Genomic DNA, 16667 nt, shown 5'->3' on the forward strand with positions numbered 1-16667 from the left:
ATCCTACTCTTTCTAGGTCTCTTTCCCGGTATCTTTCTCGGTCTCTTTCTCAGTATCTTCCTTAGTATCTCGACTTTCATTCTCACAGTACCTCGGTTTGACTAGTTTCGGTTCAACGCCCAATTGGGAGATCGGTTTACTATTTGAGGAGATAAACTTTAACGCCCGACTTTACTCCGAACTGTTGTGCCGTACCGAGGTCGGGAATATACACGTCGATCCGGTTTCCTTTGATCGCCCCGCCGACGTCTTGCACGACGCGCCTACCAATCCCCTCAATATAAACGACACTTCCCATCGGGATCACCGACGGATCTGCGGCAATCGTTACCCCTTCCTGCACTCTCGCCCCGCTTGCCGTAATGCCGTAATCTGGATCGCCCGGACTTTTCCCCGTCGATTCGGGACCGGCCGTATAAGCAGTCAATGTGAATACACCGACGTAGGCACCGCCAGAAGGTGCGCCCGCCGCCACTTGCGCGGCTCGCTTGCGCGGTGCCTTTGCCTCGCGCGCACTGTCGCGGGAAGCTAACTGCACCGAAGACTGCTGCTTGTGCGGCCAATGCTGCGGATCTTTCAGGAAAAGTTGTTTTCCCGCCTTTAGCGGTCGTTCTTCTAAAGTCGGGGACATCTCCTTAATCGTCGCTACCGGCACGCCGTACGCCTCAGAGATTGACTTTAGCGTATCCCCTTTCTTCACAATGTAGAAAAAGCCTGTCGCTTGCGGGATGCGCAACTTTGAGCCGACATGAATGACACTCGGGTCGCTAATGTCGTTTGCCAAGGCAATCGTATCCACGTCTGTGCCGTATTTTTGAGCGATATTGTACAACGTATCGCCGTGCCGCACAGTTACGTTGTAGACGAACGTCTTTTCTAGCTGCTTAAACTCTTCCAGTTCTTTGTTTACACTTTTATAGAGTACCTCCGTCTGCGCGAACGCGTTATGGAACAAACCTAAACATAACGCGACACACAGCAAGCCTATTACCCAACGTTTATAGGCCACATTGTTCACCCCTTTTTCATAGGTTGCTAACAACATGGCCTAATATTTACAATTTTATACGTTGCATTGTATTATTCACATTGTATTATTCCGAAGTGAACACGTGTTGCACCCGATGCAACGACGCAGTAATCGCGGCTGCATCGCGGGCAATTTGGCGTACGACGTCGGAGGCACTTTCAATTGAATCGATCAGTCCGACAGATTGGCCACAATTCATCCAACCGTCGTCAACGTCCCCTTCAATCGCCGCGATACGGTTCTGTTTTCCCCGCACGAGCGGCAAAAATTGCTCCAACGTCGGATGTGTCTTTTCAAATTCGAGAACTTTTTGTGCATACGGCGAATTGAGCACGCGCAAACGAAAGTTTAGGTTACGGCCGAGCACAACCGTGGCGTCGTCGCCCGCTTCTACGAGCAACTGTTTGTAATTGTCGTGTGCTTCGCATTCTAGCGTCGCCACGAATCGGGTCCCCATTTGCACCCCATCCGCCCCTAAAGCCATCGCCGCGACGACACCGTGCCCGTCGGCCATGCCACCGGCGGCGACGACCGGTAGATCGACCGCTTGGACGACTTGTGGGATGAGCGCGAACAAACCGAGGTCGAGCGGACTGTCGTGACCGCCAGCTTCAATCCCTTCGCACACGATAAGGTCTGCCCCGAGCTCTTGCGCCTTCACCGCGTGTTTAACGGACGCCGTGACCGCCATTACTGTTAGCCCTGCCTCCTTAAACAGTGGAATGTACGGCTTAGGATTTCCCGCCGCGACACTGACTGCCATGATCTGCTCCTTATGTCGTAAGATGACGTCGACGTACGGTTTGTTATCTTTATGACTACTAATCGGAAAGTTAACGCCGAACGGCTTGTCTGTCTGTGCACTTGCCACAGCAATCTGGCGGGCAACGTCTTCCGGAGAACGTCCGCCGCAGCCGACTTGGCCGAAGCCGCCGCCGTTCGACACTGCCGCCGCCAGTGCGCCGTTACCGACATAAGCGAGCCCGCCTTGAATAATGGGAAACTCGATGCCGAGTAAGGTACATACGCGATTGTCACGCATCGTGCCATCTCCTCCTATAACTGCCATACCGTGTTCATCTTAACAAACAGTGCAAGCTTATCCAACCCTGTCAACGCACTGCACGTCCTCTTAGCACATCGTCGTACAACGCGATAAATTGTTTGACGACAGATGACCACGAATAACGTTCCGCAGTTCGGATGGCGTTACCGATTAGCCCCTCTTTGTGCGGCATGCGCAAAACGTCAGTAACGGTCCGCTGCACCTCATCTATCTGCTCAAAATCCAATATAAAGCCGTTCCGCCCATCGTCAATCATTTTTTGGAACGACGGAATGTTACTGAGGAACGGAATTCTACCCGCAGCCATCGCTTCCAATGCCGACAATCCGAAGCCTTCATATTCGGAAGCAGAAATAAAGTACTGTGAATCGGCCAGCTCGGTGAGCAGCGCTTCCTGGGACAGCGACTCGCGGATCGTGACGTTATCCTCGATGCCGTATTCACGGCTCAATCGGTCATACGTCCCCCGTAAATTGTCAAAATCACGGCCCGCGATTTTTAAACGGAGGTCGGGAAAATCTGGCTTTAATCGCTTCATTAACAACAGCAACCGGTCGACGCGTTTGTTTTGCGAAAAGCGCCCGACAAACATTAAGTTGTTCTTGTGACACCGCTTTGCACTGATCGTGCTAAATTCGGAAAAGTTAATGCCATTCTCGATTAGGTGTAAGTGGTCTGGCATAATCGCGCGAAACGTCTCGTAATCGTTCTCACTGCAAGCGACGACCGCATCGACATTTTTTAACGTCGCTCGCGTAATCGTGTTAAAGTACATCTTTTTTAATGTCTGTTGCTTTTTCGTATGAAAAAAGCCGCCATGAGTAGACAAGACGACCGGTTTTTTATAACGATATTTAAAAAGCGACAAGTAATCGATAAAAAAGTCAACAGCGTGCACGTGGATCAAGTCATAGTCGTGCACATACTGCAAGACGGAAGTCGCTAGCGGATACCGCTTCGACCCTTTATACGGGATCCGTGTAACTGTGATGCCGTCCTCGACCGAATGGGCGGGTAACTTCTCCCCACTCACAAAGTCTTCATCGATCGTCAGTACGTCGGAGGTGACACCATTCTGTTTTAAGTGCGTCGCCAACTCATAAACGAAGTTTTCTAATCCGCCGATACACGGACGATACTGCCTGACAATCTGTAAAACTTTCATGAAGACTGTCCTCTCTCTATCAAAATTTTAACTCTGCTACTTCTCCCGGGCATCGATGACATCGACCGAACCGAGTACAGGTACTTGCAAAACCCTCTCGACATCTTGTTCACTAGTAATCGTACCGTGCCAATACTGTTGGAAAAAGACAAACCCGATCGCGGCTATTAAACCGACGACAAAGGCAATTGCGACGTGAAACACGAATTTAGACGACTTACTCACGCTTGCTTCCGTCAGGACATCGACGTTATCCAGCTTCATAATTTTCACAACTTCTTTGGAAAAAACCTCGGCGATCGTATTCGCAATCGCTTCCGCCGTTTTTTCGTCGCCGTCTTTCACCGTAATATCGATCACTTGCGACTCGTGTTCACTCGTGACCGATAGTTGTTTTTGCAAGTCAGCTGCTGTCCGCTCCAGCTTTAATTCTCCGATGACCGTGTTCAAAATACGCGGACTCTGTAGTAACGTGTGATATGAACTGACGAGTTTGACGTTCGTCTGCACGTGATCAAAAGTGGCTCCCGTCTTTTTTTCGCTCGGTTGATTGACGAGCAGTTGCGCCTTCGCTTCGTATATTGGTGGTACTAAACTGTAAGATAGAGCCGCACTCGTCGCCATAGCAAGAAGCGGAATGAGCACAACGATCCAGAGACGCCTTTTTATCACTTGCCACACATGTTTCAAATGAATGTTCTCCCCCATAGCACCCTCCAAACTCCTTGTTCCTAATTAAGAACCGGGCAAATTAATTATATCAATTCCTATTAGAAAATTAAACCTCGTTTTTTGACCGCTTTATTACGGCTGGCACGCCGACCGCCGTGCGATTAGGCGGTACGTCGGTTAATACGACGGCATTAGCGCCAATCTTGCTTCCTGCACCTACTGACACACTGACACGTTACCGAGCACTTTTGCTCCCGTCCCGATCGTCACGGAGCTTCCGATCGTCGGCACCTCTCCTGACGTCTTCGCTTCGCCGATCGTCACTTGGTGAAAGAGTACGACATCGTCCCCGATGACTGCTTCGCCGTGAATAATAATACCGTTAGCACCGTGCGGCAATTTTAGACGTCTACCGATTTTGCACCGCGCCGGGAACTCTGATGAGCAAACGAGTTTCACCCACAAGTTGTCGAGGATGACATATAAGACGAGGAGTAGTTGACGGAGGAGCGGTACTTTAAACTTGTAATACACGAAGTGACCGTAGCGATAAATCCACATCGTCACAATACCCGATGGCTTGTTCTCACGGTAAGTTTGCCAAATCCGCTCCTTCAGCGAAAGGTGTTTATTATGATTTACGGCCCTTGCCATCATACTCTTTCGTTCCTCCCTTTAACTCGTTACGGTCAACTTTAATTTTGCCCATTTCATTTTCCACACGCACAGCGAAGGCTTGCGTGACGCGTTCTTGATCGTCGACAAACATATTTTCCACAACCTCCCCCTCGCCAGCGTGGAAAATAGTTACTGCTGCCTTGCCCCGCTTCGTCGCTACGGATTGGTTGTTGTTGGCGATCGTATTCCCGCGGACATAAAAATCTTTTTGGTTGTATATTTCGATGCCACTCTCACCGTTGCCACTAACTTCGTTATTGGCGACGGACAATCCGTCACTCTGTTCAATGTTAGCTACCTGAATGCCGTGAGCGTCATTTCCTTTCACGACGTTCCCTTCGATGGCGATCTGTTTTGCATGACACCCTTGGACGTGAATGCCTTGCACGGCGTTGTCGTTAAAGGTGTTGTCAATAATGCGAATGTTGTTGAACATTCGCCGCCCGTCGGGGAAGTCGCGGGTCTTTTCACCTAAGTACGACGCTTCGACAAACAACCCTTTGCCCCCGCTGCCTTCTACTGTATTTCCCTCGACTAGAGCCCCATCGATTCCCGTGACGTAAATCGCGTTGCCGCCGCCAGCCAGCTCATTTTGTTTTACTTCGTTTTTCACTACTTGTACATTAGTCGCTACGTTGTAACCACCTTCGACGAATATACCGTCACCGCCGTACCCGCCTGTTTGCCCGTAACCGACTACCGTGTTGTTCTCGATGACACCGTCACTAACCGTACGAAAGGCAATCCCGGCGTTACGGGAATTGATAACCTCGTTATTGCGAACGACGATGTTCTTGTGCGGCTCGTCCCCCGGGGCGACAATGTGCCCGACTTCGATGCCAAAGTCAGCCGCATCGACGACTTTATTTCTTTCAATCGTTATGTTGGACGTCGACTTGCCTTCTTGATAGGAAAAGAAGATTCCGTTTTGCTCATCCGTTCCCTCAATGACGTTGTCGACCACTTTGACATCCCTCGTGCGCTGCAAGCCGAGTATGCCGTTAGAACCGCTATTTTTTATATGCGATTTCTTGATGACCCCGTTTTTGCTATTAAAAAGGACGAGGGATCCCGACGCCGAATTGACGACGTGAACGTTAGTGATTGCAAAACCGTCGACGTGGTCGAGGACGACAGTGTGGGCATGAGGATCGTCAATTTTATCGCGTCGCCGCTGTTTATCCCCGTCAAAGGTCATATCGCTTATTTTTACGTTTTTGGCACCTTGCTCTGTTTTTAAGGCGTTATGTTTCATTGATTTTCCTGCATCGTCTTTCGCCTTAATCCGGAGAACGGTCTTGTCCGTGCCCGCTCCTTTTAAATGAACTCCCGATTTTAAGACGAGTGGCTGCTCAAGCGTTAACACGCAACCCTTCAGCTGTACTTCTCCCCCACCTTGCGCACTTGCTTCGTCAATCTGCCGCTGAATCTCTTTTATTTCTTTAGCGCCACACACCCGTTCACCTGGCTGCGCTCCCTTTTTCGTTACGCTTTGCTGCTGCTTAGGCTGCGGGCTACTTTGGAAGGCCCCGTCTCGTACAACAAAAACGATAACAACCGCCAAGGCGATTAATACAAAAAAAAGCGGAAAAACTATTTTCTTTCTCATCCTTCGACTCCTTACGTATTACTGTGACACTTGTCGCTCCGATCGTTTCATAAGCAAGTAGTAAGCAGCGACTAGAGCTAAGTGGAACCACACAAAGCCCATACGAAAGCCGTTGTTAAAATTGAAATCGACGAGCAGTAATATACTCGCACACGCTAAACCTAACGCGACATCGTCGCGCCTAGAAAAGACGGCTTTATGTAAATGTACAATTCTCATCAAAATTAGAATAAAAATGAACGTGCCGATCATGCCCGTATCGAACATAAAGGTGAGAAAAATGTTGGCATTCCCTTTACCTTCGTTCATTTCCCCACCGTATATGTACTTCGCCCGCAGCTCCTCGGACTGCGTCAGCATCGCCATGCCGCCACTCCCGTTGCCGACGTAGGGATGAAGTGGGATGTAGTCGAGCATTAATTGAATCGACGCCATGCGACTGTCCGTCGCCCCAGAATCGGTCGACGTCGACGTACTCGGATTGAGGCGTTCCAATATGTTTTCCGCGATCGACGGATTGACGACAAACAAAGACGCCACTAAAAGGACGAAAGCGAGTATCGTTATTGCTATTAGCTTGATAATTTTTTTATCCCTCGTCACGATGTACAAAAACAAAATCGCGACAGCGAGCGATACCATGCTCGCCCTAGCCATACTAATAAAAACACCTAAAAAACAAGCCGCCAATCCGAACAGCACGAACCTCTGCGAAAAGAAGCGATTGTCTTTCCGCAAGTACCACACGAAAAACCATATGCCGCCGTAGGCACAAAACAAGCCGTACCAGTCCGGTTCGTGGGCGAAGGACGACGGGCGCGGAATACCGATCGATTCATAATGACCGATGCCGATGTCTACGCCAAAAATAAAAAAGCTAATCCACTCGAGAATACCGTATGCGGCGACGATCAAACTAGAGAGCACGGTAAACCTTAGTACTTTATCGTAAAAGGAAGCACCCTTTGTCGCTAACGTTTGTACAATGACGTAATAAAAGAAGTTGAGAAATACCTGTCCAATCACGAGCACCCAAAAGTCTTTCGGACTCAGTAAATGGGGGTAAGCGAGAAAAAAACTTAACACCCACACGTTCAACAGCACAATTAATGGCATACGCCGCAACTTCACGTTATGGAAACTGCATTCGATAACAAATTTGATCGTCGTAAGCAAAAACAGCAATTGATAAATCCTAATGTACGAACCTTGAAAGGTGATGAACGATTTATCAAAAAAAATGAATAAGGCAATTAACAGTATGTACTTTTCTAAAGGAACGGCTAACAAAAACGGTAAAAACATCAGGCCGATAAAAATAGCCATTACATTAAGCGGCAACACCGAAACAAAACCGATGGCGAGTGACATCAAAATGGCACACAACAGCGGTAGATTGATCTTTTTTTTCCTGATGTAAGTTTCCATCCCGTCACCTACCCACACGTTACAATATCAACCGGGTCGTTCGCGTTAAAGAACGGCATAGGACGATTATACATTGAATCGATCCCTTCTGTCGATACGCTGAAAAGGAAGCACCTTTTTTTGAATAAGGTTCATCCCTCACCAAAAAAGGTGCTTCGCAGCTTGAGATCACACAATACATGCTGTTTCTGTCATGTTTAGGGACACACTGTCATGGGCATGTACGTCGCATAACGCACGCGTTAAGCTAACTTCTCCATCTCATCGAGCAGGTGCGCAAATACGCCGAGTGCCGCGTTGACCGGTTGTGGCGAAGTCATATCGACACCAGCCTGTTTCAAAAGGTCGATCGAGTAGTCGGAGCATCCGCCTTTCAAGAATTGCAAGTACCGTTCGACAGCCGGCGCGCCTTCGGTTAAAATTTGTTGCGATAACGCGGTCGCGGCTGAAAACCCTGTCGCGTACTTGTACACGTAAAAATTGTAGTAAAAATGCGGGATGCGCGCCCACTCGATCGCTGTATCGTCGTCGATGACGATATCTGTACCGTAATATTTCACGTTCAACTTACGATACGTGTCGTTCAAAAATGCCGGTGTCAACGCTTCGCCCGCTTCGACCGTTTCGTGAGTCAACTTTTCGAACTCGGCAAACATCGTCTGCCGGAAAAACGTCGTGCGGAACTGTTCCATGTAATGGTTAAGCAAGAACATTTTTTCTTCCTGCGACTCAGTACGGTCGAGCAAATAGCGCATTAACAGTGCTTCGTTCAACGTCGACGCCACTTCTGCCAAGAAGATCGTATACTGGGAGTACACGTACGGCTGGTTGCTGTTCGAGTAAAAGCTGTGCATCGCATGTCCCATCTCGTGCGCCAGCGTGAACATGTGATCCAACGTGTCGTGGTGGTTCAAGAGCACGTACGGGTGCGTGCCATACGGTCCAAAGCAATAGGCGCCGCTCCGCTTCCCTTTGTTTTCGAGCACGTCGATCCAGCCGCCGTTAAGCCCAGCGTCTAAGTCAGCCAAATACGTGTCCCCGAGCGGTTTTAACGCCTTTAAGATCGTTTCTTTCGCTTCTTCAAACGTAATCGTCTTCGCGACGTCTTTCACCATCGGCGTGTACAAATCGTACATGCAAATGTCGTCTAGGCCGAGTAATTTTTTGCGCAAGGCGACGTAACGGTGCAGCAGGTGCGTATGGTCGTGCGCCGACTTTAGCAAGTTGTCGTACACGCTGAGCGGAATGTTGTCTTCGTCGAGCGCCGCTTGGCGCGCCGACTCGTATTTGCGCGTGCGCGCGTAAAAAACATCCTTCTTAATGCTCGCTGAGAGCGTCGCCGCGAGCGTGTTTTCTTGCTTTTTGTACGTGCGGTGCATCGCTTCGAAGGCGTTCTTGCGGACGGTACGGTCCGGGCTTTCGATCAACTGTCGGTACAGCCCCTTCGTCAATTGCACCTCGCTACCGTCCTCGTCTTTGACCGTCGGGAATTGGATGTCGGCGTCGTTAATCATGCTGAAAATCGCCGACGGCGCCTGCGCCAACTCGCCGACACGTGCGAGCAACTGTTCTTCTTCCAGCGAAAGGACGTGCGCTTTTTGCCGCAAAATGTCTTGCAAATGGTGGCGGTACACGCCTAAGCTTTCGTTTTCGGCGAGGAATTGCTCGATTGTTTCCTCCGGAATTGTCAACAGTTCCGGTATGATGAAGGACATGCTTTCTTGTACGTCAATCAGCAAGCTTTTGACTTTGCTTTGCAGTGCTTGCGATTGTGCATTGGCCGTGTTTTCGTCAAAGCGCAATTTGGCGTAAGCGTAAAGTAAAATCGCCTTCTGTTCGATGTCGTCGTGCAGCTGTAGCGCCTTAACTAGCGACTCCGCACTCCCACCGAGTTTTCCCTTTAGTGCGGCGATGTCGGACAACTGCTCTTTTACCTCGGCAAAATCGCGTTGCCAGTCCACCTCAGAAACATACAGATGGTCCAGTTTCCACTGATATTTTTCAGGCACTTCGCTGCGTTCGAGCAGCACCTGTTTTCCATTTCCCACGATGAGTTCACTCCTTGAGATGGTTAACATATGTAGACCTATTTATTTTACCACTGTTGCCCGCGTTCAACAAAGTAGGCGAGCGTTTGCCAGTCTACTCCACTGAGAGGGGTGGGAGGATGAGGAGGGGATAAAGGGGGGAATGGAATTAGGGGAGAATTATGTGGTATTTCCCGAAACAAACTCCTGAAACAAACTCCTTACTAAACGAACACATAGTGTCAATCTTTATCAATTTCCTTAAAATTTTTGAGGAGAAAGTCTTGGAACAGTTTTGCCGCGGGCGGCAACTCGCGCTGTCGCAACGAAATGATGCAAAACTCGCGCGTAATTTTCGGTTCGAAGACGCGTACGGGCACGGGCTGCAAAGAAGGTCCACTGTCGATAAGGGCAATTTCCGGTAACAAACTGACCCCGAGTCCCGCAGCCACTAAGCCGCGAATCGAATCTGTCTCTTCACCTTGAAACGCTATTTTCGGGGTAAACCCCGCTTTGCGGCACGCCTCCCACGTAATGGCGCGCAACGTGTACCCTGACTGGAACATAATAAACGTCTCATCGGCAAGCTCGCGTAAGTGAATCGACTTTTTTTTGGCTAGGCGGTGTTCGGCTGGAACGATCGCTAGTAGCTCTTCCGTAAACAGCTTGCGGGTAAGGAGCGAAGGCACGCTTTGCGGCGTCGGCGAAACGAGTGCGAGATCGAGGTCGCCGCGCTCGACACATTCGATCATATCCACCGCCGGCCCTTGGCGCAGTTCAAAGCGCGTTCGCGGGTGCGTACGGCGGAACTTGGCGATGAGCTTCGGGATAAGGCGAATTGCCAAACTGTGGGGGAAACCGACGCGCACTTCACCCAATTCCGGATCGAGGTAGGCGCGAATGTCGCGTTTGCCGTGCTCTAACTCGGCGAACACATTTTCTACGCGCTTCAGAAACAGTTTGCCGACGCGGGTTAAACGGACGTTGCGCCCATCCCGCTCGAACAGCGCGGCGCCGAGTTCTTTTTCTAACTGGGCAATTTGCCGACTTAACGCTGACTGTGCAACGAACAGCTCTTTTGCCGTTTGCGTAAAATGTTGCCGCTTGGCGACTTCCAGAAAATACTGAAGCTGCCTCAGTTCCATTTCTCACGTCTCCCTCAACTCATCTCAAAAGACGATTGATATCATCTACTTATTATATTTGATGAAAAAAGCGTTGTCATGTAGAATGGAAATATAGCGTTTTCAAAACGCCCTAACGAACTCTCCGAGGAGTGTTAAACGCATGTTACAGCAACTGTCTTGGATGGTTGGCGGGCAGCAGGGGGAAGGTATAGATCCAACCGGTTCGATCCTTGCGAAAGCTCTCAACCGACAAGGCTACTACATTTACGGATACCGTCACTTCTCTTCGCGCATTAAAGGCGGGCACAGCAATTACAAGGTAAGAATTAGTACGGCCCCACTGTTAGCGAATGCGGACGCACTGGACATGATCGTCGCCTTTGACCAAGAGACGATCGATTTGAACGCCCACGAACTAAGGCCGGGCGGTCTCGTGATCGGTGACAGTAAGTTTAAGCCGTCTGTCACGAGGGACGACGTACAACTGATCGATATCCCCCTAACGAAAATCGCCGAGGAACTAGGCACTCGCATCATGAAGAACATGGTCGCGATCGGTGCCACTACGGCGATTATTGGCGTTGATCCCGATATCTTCACTGAGATGATCACCGCACAATTTGCCCGCAAAGGCGACAAAATCGTCAGTGCCAATTTGGAAGCGATTAAACGAGGAAGAGAACTGGCGCTCGAACAGTTGAACCCAGAGCTAAACATGGCGCTCGCGCCTGCCGACGGTACATCGCGCCTCTTAATGATGGGGAACGACGCCGTTTCGCTCGGGGCACTCGCCGCCGGCTGCCGCGTGATGCCCGCGTACCCAATTACACCCGCCTCCGATATTATGGAACACTTAGTGAAGCAACTGCCCGACCACGGCGGTGTCGTCCTCCAAACAGAAGACGAAATTGCTGCCGCCATTACGGCGATCGGTGCTTCGTACGCCGGTGCCCGCGCGATGACGGCGACTTCCGGCCCTGGTCTGTCACTTATGATGGAGGCGATCGGCCTTTCCGGCATGACCGAAACGCCACTCGTCATTATCGATACGCAACGCGGTGGTCCGAGTACTGGATTGCCGACGAAAAATGAACAAAGCGACGTCAATGCCGCACTTTACGGGACGCACGGTGAAATTCCGCGCATCGTACTTGCACCGAGCACGGCAGAAGAATGCTTCTACGATACGGTTCGCGCTTTTAACTACGCGGACGAATACCAAGTCCCGGTTATTTTACTCACTGATCTCGCGCTTTCACTGGCGCTACAAACAGTCGAACAACTTGATTACTGTAAAGTGACGATTGAACGAGGAAAGTTGCTCTCTGACGAAGAAGTGGCTCAGCTGACAGACGACAACGGTTACTTCCACCGCTACGCCGACACGGAAGACGGCATTTCGCCACGCGCGATCCCCGGGCAAAAAGGCGGCACGCACTACGTCACTGGCGTGGAACACAACGACATCGGACGTCCTGTCGAGAGCGCTGACAACCGACAAAAAATGATGAACAAGCGGATGCGTAAATTAGAAGGCGTCGAACTTCCCGACAGTGTCGTTGTAGAGGAAACGGATGACGCCGATTGGCTCATCGTCGGTTTCGGTTCGACGATGGGAACGATAGCCGAAGCGCGGGCGCAACTGTCGGCAGCTGGCATTCAAGCGAGCCAAGCGCAAATTCGCGTGCTCTCGCCGTTCCCGACGGTTCCAGTTAAAGAGCTAGTTGAACGCTACAAACGCGTGCTCGTCGTCGAAAGTAACGCGACTGGCCAATTAGCGGCACAAATTAAACAGCGAGTCGGCGCAACCGATCACATCTTCAGTCTCGTCAAATACGATGGCGTCCCGTTCTTCCCGTTAGAAATTAGCGAACACGTGAAGGAGTTGAATGCAAGTGGCAACAGTGAAAGACTTTCGTACCTCCGTGAAGCCTAATTGGTGCCCTGGCTGCGGCGACTTCTCGGTTCTTGCAGCGCTACAGCGTGCGGCAGCAAACCTCGGGTTGGAACCAGAACAGATGGCGATCGTTTCCGGCATCGGCTGTTCAGGGAGAATATCCGGTTACATGAAAGCGTACGGCTTCCACGGCGTACACGGGCGCTCCCTGCTCGCAGCACAGGGGATTAAGTTAGCGAACCGCGATCTGACCGTGATCGCCGCCGGCGGCGACGGCGACGGCTTTGCAATCGGCATGAGCCACACGATTCACGCGATACGCCGCAACGTCAATATCACGTACATCGTCATGGACAACCAAATTTACGGTTTGACCAAAGGACAAACATCACCGCGTAGCGCACAAGGCTTTCAAACGAAAAGCACGCCAGCAGGTTCTTTGGAGGCGGAAATCGAGCCCCTACAGTTGGCCTTATCGTCTGGTGTTACCTTTTTAGCGCAAGCGTTTTCCGGCCATACGAAAGAACTGACGGAAATTATCGCTAATGGTATCGAGCACAACGGCTTTTCGATGATCAACGTGTTTAGTCCGTGTGTCACGTACAACAAAATTAACACGTACGACTATTTCCGGGAAAACATCGTCCGTTTATCAGAAGATGACGCGTACGATCCGACGGACAAAGCGGCCGCGATGCAAAAAGTGCTGGCGACGAACGGACTGTGCACAGGTATTATTTATCAGGAGGAGCGGCCGTCGTACACCGATCTGCTCCCAAATGCAACGGAAGCGCCGATCGCCGAGCAAGACCTAACGCTTGGCGAAGACACGTTTAACGACCTGCTCGCCGAATACGCGTAACGACGCACAGCCGCCGCATTGTCGGTTAGGGCGGAAGCGCCAAGCAACGGTTTGCCGCTGATGTCGCCGCCAGTTTTCAGGAAGGTTATTAACGAAAAGCCCTTACTAAATGAACAATCGGTAGTTTTTATTGCGGTTTCCCGGGGGAGACCGTCTTTTTTTTTGCCCGCATCCGTACGCGCGTTATGTTATGATAGGAAATGGAAAGGGGAGAATGCCATGAGTGAACAATCCGCGTCCGTGTACGAACTCATCGGGGGTGCAAAGACGCTCGAGGCTTTAGTCAACGGCCTTTACGACCGCATCGCCAAACATCCGGATCTCATCCCAATATTCCCGGAAGACTTGACCGAAACGCGTAAAAAACAGTACATGTTTCTCACACAGTTTTTTGGCGGTCCGCGGCTGTACGCAGAAACGTACGGACCCCCGATGATGCGCGCACGCCACCTAAAGTTCCCGATCACTCCGAAAAGAGCGGCCGCATGGCTTTCTTGCATGTCTGGGGCGATGGATGACGTCGGTTTGAGCGGCGACATACGTGCCTTCATGTATGCGCGCTTGACGCAAGTCGCTGGGCACATGGTTAACACAGACTAAAAGCGGTAGCTTTTAGCATTGTGACTTGTAGCTACGTAGCTTTTAGCAGCGGCAGCCTATAGCGGCATTATATCGGTAGCTTATATTGGTAGCCGCTTTCATATACAAAACACAAATAAAAAGATGGCGCGAGGAGGAAGCGAATGTTTGAGAGAAATAAAAGTTTACTGTTAGTATCTGCCTGTACGTTACTCTTCTTTCTCCTTTACAGCGGGTTCGTCGACAACTCCTATTTCTCTATCGGCCATTCGAAATTTCCGGCGGTAAGTGAAGAGGAAGCGATCGAGCGCGTCATCGATTTTTCTGCGGACAACCTCGACCTCGGTCTCGACAAAGACTATTTGTCCGCGGAGTTATTTATCAATCATGAATCCGAGCATTTTCTTGCGGCGAACGACGACGCAAAAATGAACGATGAACATTTTGATTTGCCGCCGATTTCGATGTGGAAGGTGTCCTACAGCACGTATGTCGGTGACAGCGAAGACGACAAAAAAATTATGACTGCCGATTACTTTGTCGATCTCGACACGGGGAAAATCATTGGCTTCTTTAACCCTGACCTGGTGACAGACGCTCATGATTTCGGCCTTTCCGGGTTAGACACGGCTGAGGCATGGCTCGCCGATCAAGGATTGACAGAGAGGCTATCGTATGTGCGCGACGAGCAAACGGACAAAGGAATCGCGATTCACCATTTCCTTTCCAACGAGCCGCTCGTCGGCGACAGGGCGCTGCTTTATAAGGTTTTTACTTATAACGGCAATTTTACTGGCTATTATCCAAAACTCGACGTCCCTGAACCGTACACTGTTTCGCTAACGGAAAAAAACTTGACGTTTTTGCTTAACGCAGGCTCTACGCTGCTGTATATGACGCTTATTTTCGTATTAGGACTCATTATGCTTGTCCTTAAGGCTACGGAACAACGGTTGTCATTTACCTTTCCACTGCTCATCGGCTTAAGTGTCGTCGTGCTCAGCATCTTGTTTATGACGAACTTGATCGGGGTGATCGAAGGACTTTTGAGTGGCGCCATCGTCTTCTTCGCGTTGGTCACTGTATACGAAAAACGCGACCGGTTGTGGAATCGCATCCCGGCACGCATCAACCGTATACGGGAACAAGTATTGCAAGGGTACCTCCTCGCCATTGTCTTATTTTTGCCCTCGTTCATTTTTTATACGGTCGGCAATCACCTATTTGACATTTGGAGCAGTAGCGAAGACACCTTTTTAATGCTGAAAGATGCGAAGTGGCTGTGGCTGACACCGTTTCTCATCGGCATTACGGCAGCTATTTCGGAAGAGATTATGTACCGTAAATTCGGCGAGTTCGTCGTGCGCCGCGTGTGGAATAACCAACTGTTTATCGCCTTGACCACGTCGTTCATTTGGGCGATCGCCCATTTAGGGTACAACGTGCACCCGTGGTACTTGCGCGTTATTGAATTAACGTTTTTTGTCGGACCGGTTTTGTACTTTGTGTACAAAAAGTACGGCTTACTCGTGTCGATGATCGCGCACTATTTGTTCAACTGTTTGATCGGTAGTCTCACGTTAATGTCGTTTTCGCGAGACTACGCGTCCACGTTATTGTTGTTACTCGTGCCGTTGTTACTATGCTTCATTCCTGCTAAGCGGGACACCCCCGCTGCTTACCCGGCGACACCACTGGACGGCGGAAGTATTTAACCGTAAGGACACCGTGTGCCATCCACCGTTAGACGCGCACGATGGTGCCGTCGGCGGCGAAGTGTACGCCGTCGGGTAATTGGCTCTGCCTGTAGACGACATCAATGCCGTGCGATAAGTGTGTGAGCCACACCTTCCTCGGACTGACTGCCTCAATTAGGGATAGCGCTTCTTGCACGTCGTAAATGGAGCGCTTGTGTACGTCGGCTTGTTCGTGCCAGAAGCTCGTCCCGAGCACGAGCAAGTCGACACCTTTCATCGGCTGCCATTGCGCTTCGCTCATATGGATCGAATCGGGGCAATACACCCAGCTGCGACCATCTCGTTCAAAGCGGTACGCCGTCGACTCTCCGTTACGCCCGTGATCGACTGTCCACCCTTTGATACGCCAGCCAGCAACGACAAGGTACTCATCGAACGGAATGTAACGCAAGCTTTTACTCGTCCACGGATACTGTCGCCGAACGACTTTTAACACCCACTCCGGCGCGTAGACGTCGATTTTGCGCTCCGTCCATCGCGCCACATCAGCCAAGTCGGGGAGGCCTCCGATATGATCGTGATGCGGATGTGTGAGTAACGTCCGAGAAATGATCCGCTCACTAAACCGTTCCATTTGCGCGCGCCAGTCCGGCCCGCAGTCGATGAGGAGCCGCTCGCCTTCCTCCGTTTGCAACATGACCGAACTACGTAAACGCGCGTTTTTGCACGTCGACCGCGCCTCCTGGCACACGTCGCAGTCACAGTAAGTACGCGGTACCCCCATAGAATCTCCCGTCCCTAAAAAAATGAGCCAGTCCATCGTCCACTAC

General features: G+C 50.6%; 14 protein-coding genes. 4 read left to right on the forward strand and 10 right to left on the reverse strand.

The genetic code is table 11. From position 1 onward, the window contains the following. Positions 1-139: 139 nt before the first annotated feature. The 9 genes from BN1247_RS12035 to BN1247_RS12075 all read right to left on the reverse strand — a co-directional run bounded on the left by BN1247_RS12035 (position 140) and on the right by BN1247_RS12075 (position 10820). Positions 140-1045 carry a LysM peptidoglycan-binding domain-containing protein gene (locus BN1247_RS12035; RefSeq protein ID WP_082415925.1) on the reverse strand — a complete coding sequence of 302 codons (906 nt, stop codon included), beginning with the start codon at positions 1043-1045 and terminating at the stop codon, positions 140-142. A 49-nt stretch (positions 1046-1094) separates the two neighbouring features. Next, positions 1095-2072 (reverse strand): NAD(P)H-dependent flavin oxidoreductase, encoded by a 978-nt coding sequence (locus BN1247_RS12040; RefSeq protein WP_054950609.1) that lies wholly within the window; start codon positions 2070-2072, stop codon positions 1095-1097. Between the two features lie 70 nt (positions 2073-2142). Further along, a complete protein-coding gene (locus BN1247_RS12045; protein WP_054950610.1) occupies positions 2143-3261 on the reverse strand; it encodes a glycosyltransferase family 4 protein in 1119 nt (372 codons plus the stop codon). Between the two features lie 36 nt (positions 3262-3297). Next, positions 3298-3969, reverse strand: coding sequence for a YveK family protein (locus BN1247_RS12050; RefSeq protein WP_054950611.1), 672 nt, complete (start codon positions 3967-3969; stop codon positions 3298-3300). 180 nt (positions 3970-4149) lie between these two features. After that, complete coding sequence (locus BN1247_RS12055) at positions 4150-4587, reverse strand: LbetaH domain-containing protein (RefSeq protein ID WP_147675245.1); 438 nt, start codon at positions 4585-4587, stop codon at positions 4150-4152. Beyond that, positions 4565-6220: a right-handed parallel beta-helix repeat-containing protein gene (locus BN1247_RS12060; RefSeq protein ID WP_054950613.1), complete on the reverse strand. Its 1656-nt coding sequence runs from the start codon at positions 6218-6220 to the stop codon at positions 4565-4567. Before BN1247_RS12060 ends, BN1247_RS12055 begins: the two co-directional genes overlap by 23 nt. Before the next feature lie 18 nt (positions 6221-6238). Beyond that, positions 6239-7648 carry an O-antigen ligase family protein gene (locus tag BN1247_RS12065; RefSeq protein WP_054950614.1) on the reverse strand — a complete coding sequence of 470 codons (1410 nt, stop codon included), beginning with the start codon at positions 7646-7648 and terminating at the stop codon, positions 6239-6241. Positions 7649-7890: 242 nt separating this feature from the next. Beyond that, positions 7891-9696, reverse strand: coding sequence for an oligoendopeptidase F (pepF, locus tag BN1247_RS12070; protein ID WP_231633274.1), 1806 nt, complete (start codon positions 9694-9696; stop codon positions 7891-7893). 221 nt (positions 9697-9917) lie between these two features. After that, entirely contained in the window at positions 9918-10820 is a 903-nt protein-coding gene (locus BN1247_RS12075; RefSeq protein ID WP_054950616.1) for a glutamate biosynthesis transcriptional regulator GltC, read from the reverse strand. A gap of 142 nt (positions 10821-10962) precedes the next feature. Between BN1247_RS12075 and BN1247_RS12080 the strand changes: the two genes are divergently transcribed. The 4 genes from BN1247_RS12080 to BN1247_RS12095 all read left to right on the forward strand — a co-directional run bounded on the left by BN1247_RS12080 (position 10963) and on the right by BN1247_RS12095 (position 15855). Then, a complete protein-coding gene (locus tag BN1247_RS12080; protein ID WP_054950617.1) occupies positions 10963-12738 on the forward strand; it encodes a 2-oxoacid:acceptor oxidoreductase subunit alpha in 1776 nt (591 codons plus the stop codon). Next, on the forward strand, positions 12698-13561 hold the full coding sequence (locus BN1247_RS12085; protein WP_054950618.1) for a 2-oxoacid:ferredoxin oxidoreductase subunit beta: 864 nt from the start codon (positions 12698-12700) through the stop codon (positions 13559-13561). Before BN1247_RS12080 ends, BN1247_RS12085 begins: the two co-directional genes overlap by 41 nt. Before the next feature lie 219 nt (positions 13562-13780). Further along, positions 13781-14161 (forward strand): globin domain-containing protein, encoded by a 381-nt coding sequence (locus BN1247_RS12090; protein WP_054950619.1) that lies wholly within the window; start codon positions 13781-13783, stop codon positions 14159-14161. Between the two features lie 143 nt (positions 14162-14304). After that, on the forward strand, positions 14305-15855 hold the full coding sequence (locus tag BN1247_RS12095) for a type II CAAX endopeptidase family protein (protein WP_054950620.1): 1551 nt from the start codon (positions 14305-14307) through the stop codon (positions 15853-15855). 28 nt (positions 15856-15883) lie between these two features. Here the strand turns inward: BN1247_RS12095 and BN1247_RS12100 are convergent, their stop codons facing one another. Continuing rightward, a complete protein-coding gene (locus BN1247_RS12100; protein WP_054950621.1) occupies positions 15884-16657 on the reverse strand; it encodes an MBL fold metallo-hydrolase in 774 nt (257 codons plus the stop codon). Positions 16658-16667: the final 10 nt, after the last annotated feature.

This window comes from Numidum massiliense, assembly GCF_001375555.1.
In the GTDB taxonomy this organism is placed as follows: domain Bacteria; phylum Bacillota; class Bacilli; order Thermoactinomycetales; family Novibacillaceae; genus Numidum; species Numidum massiliense.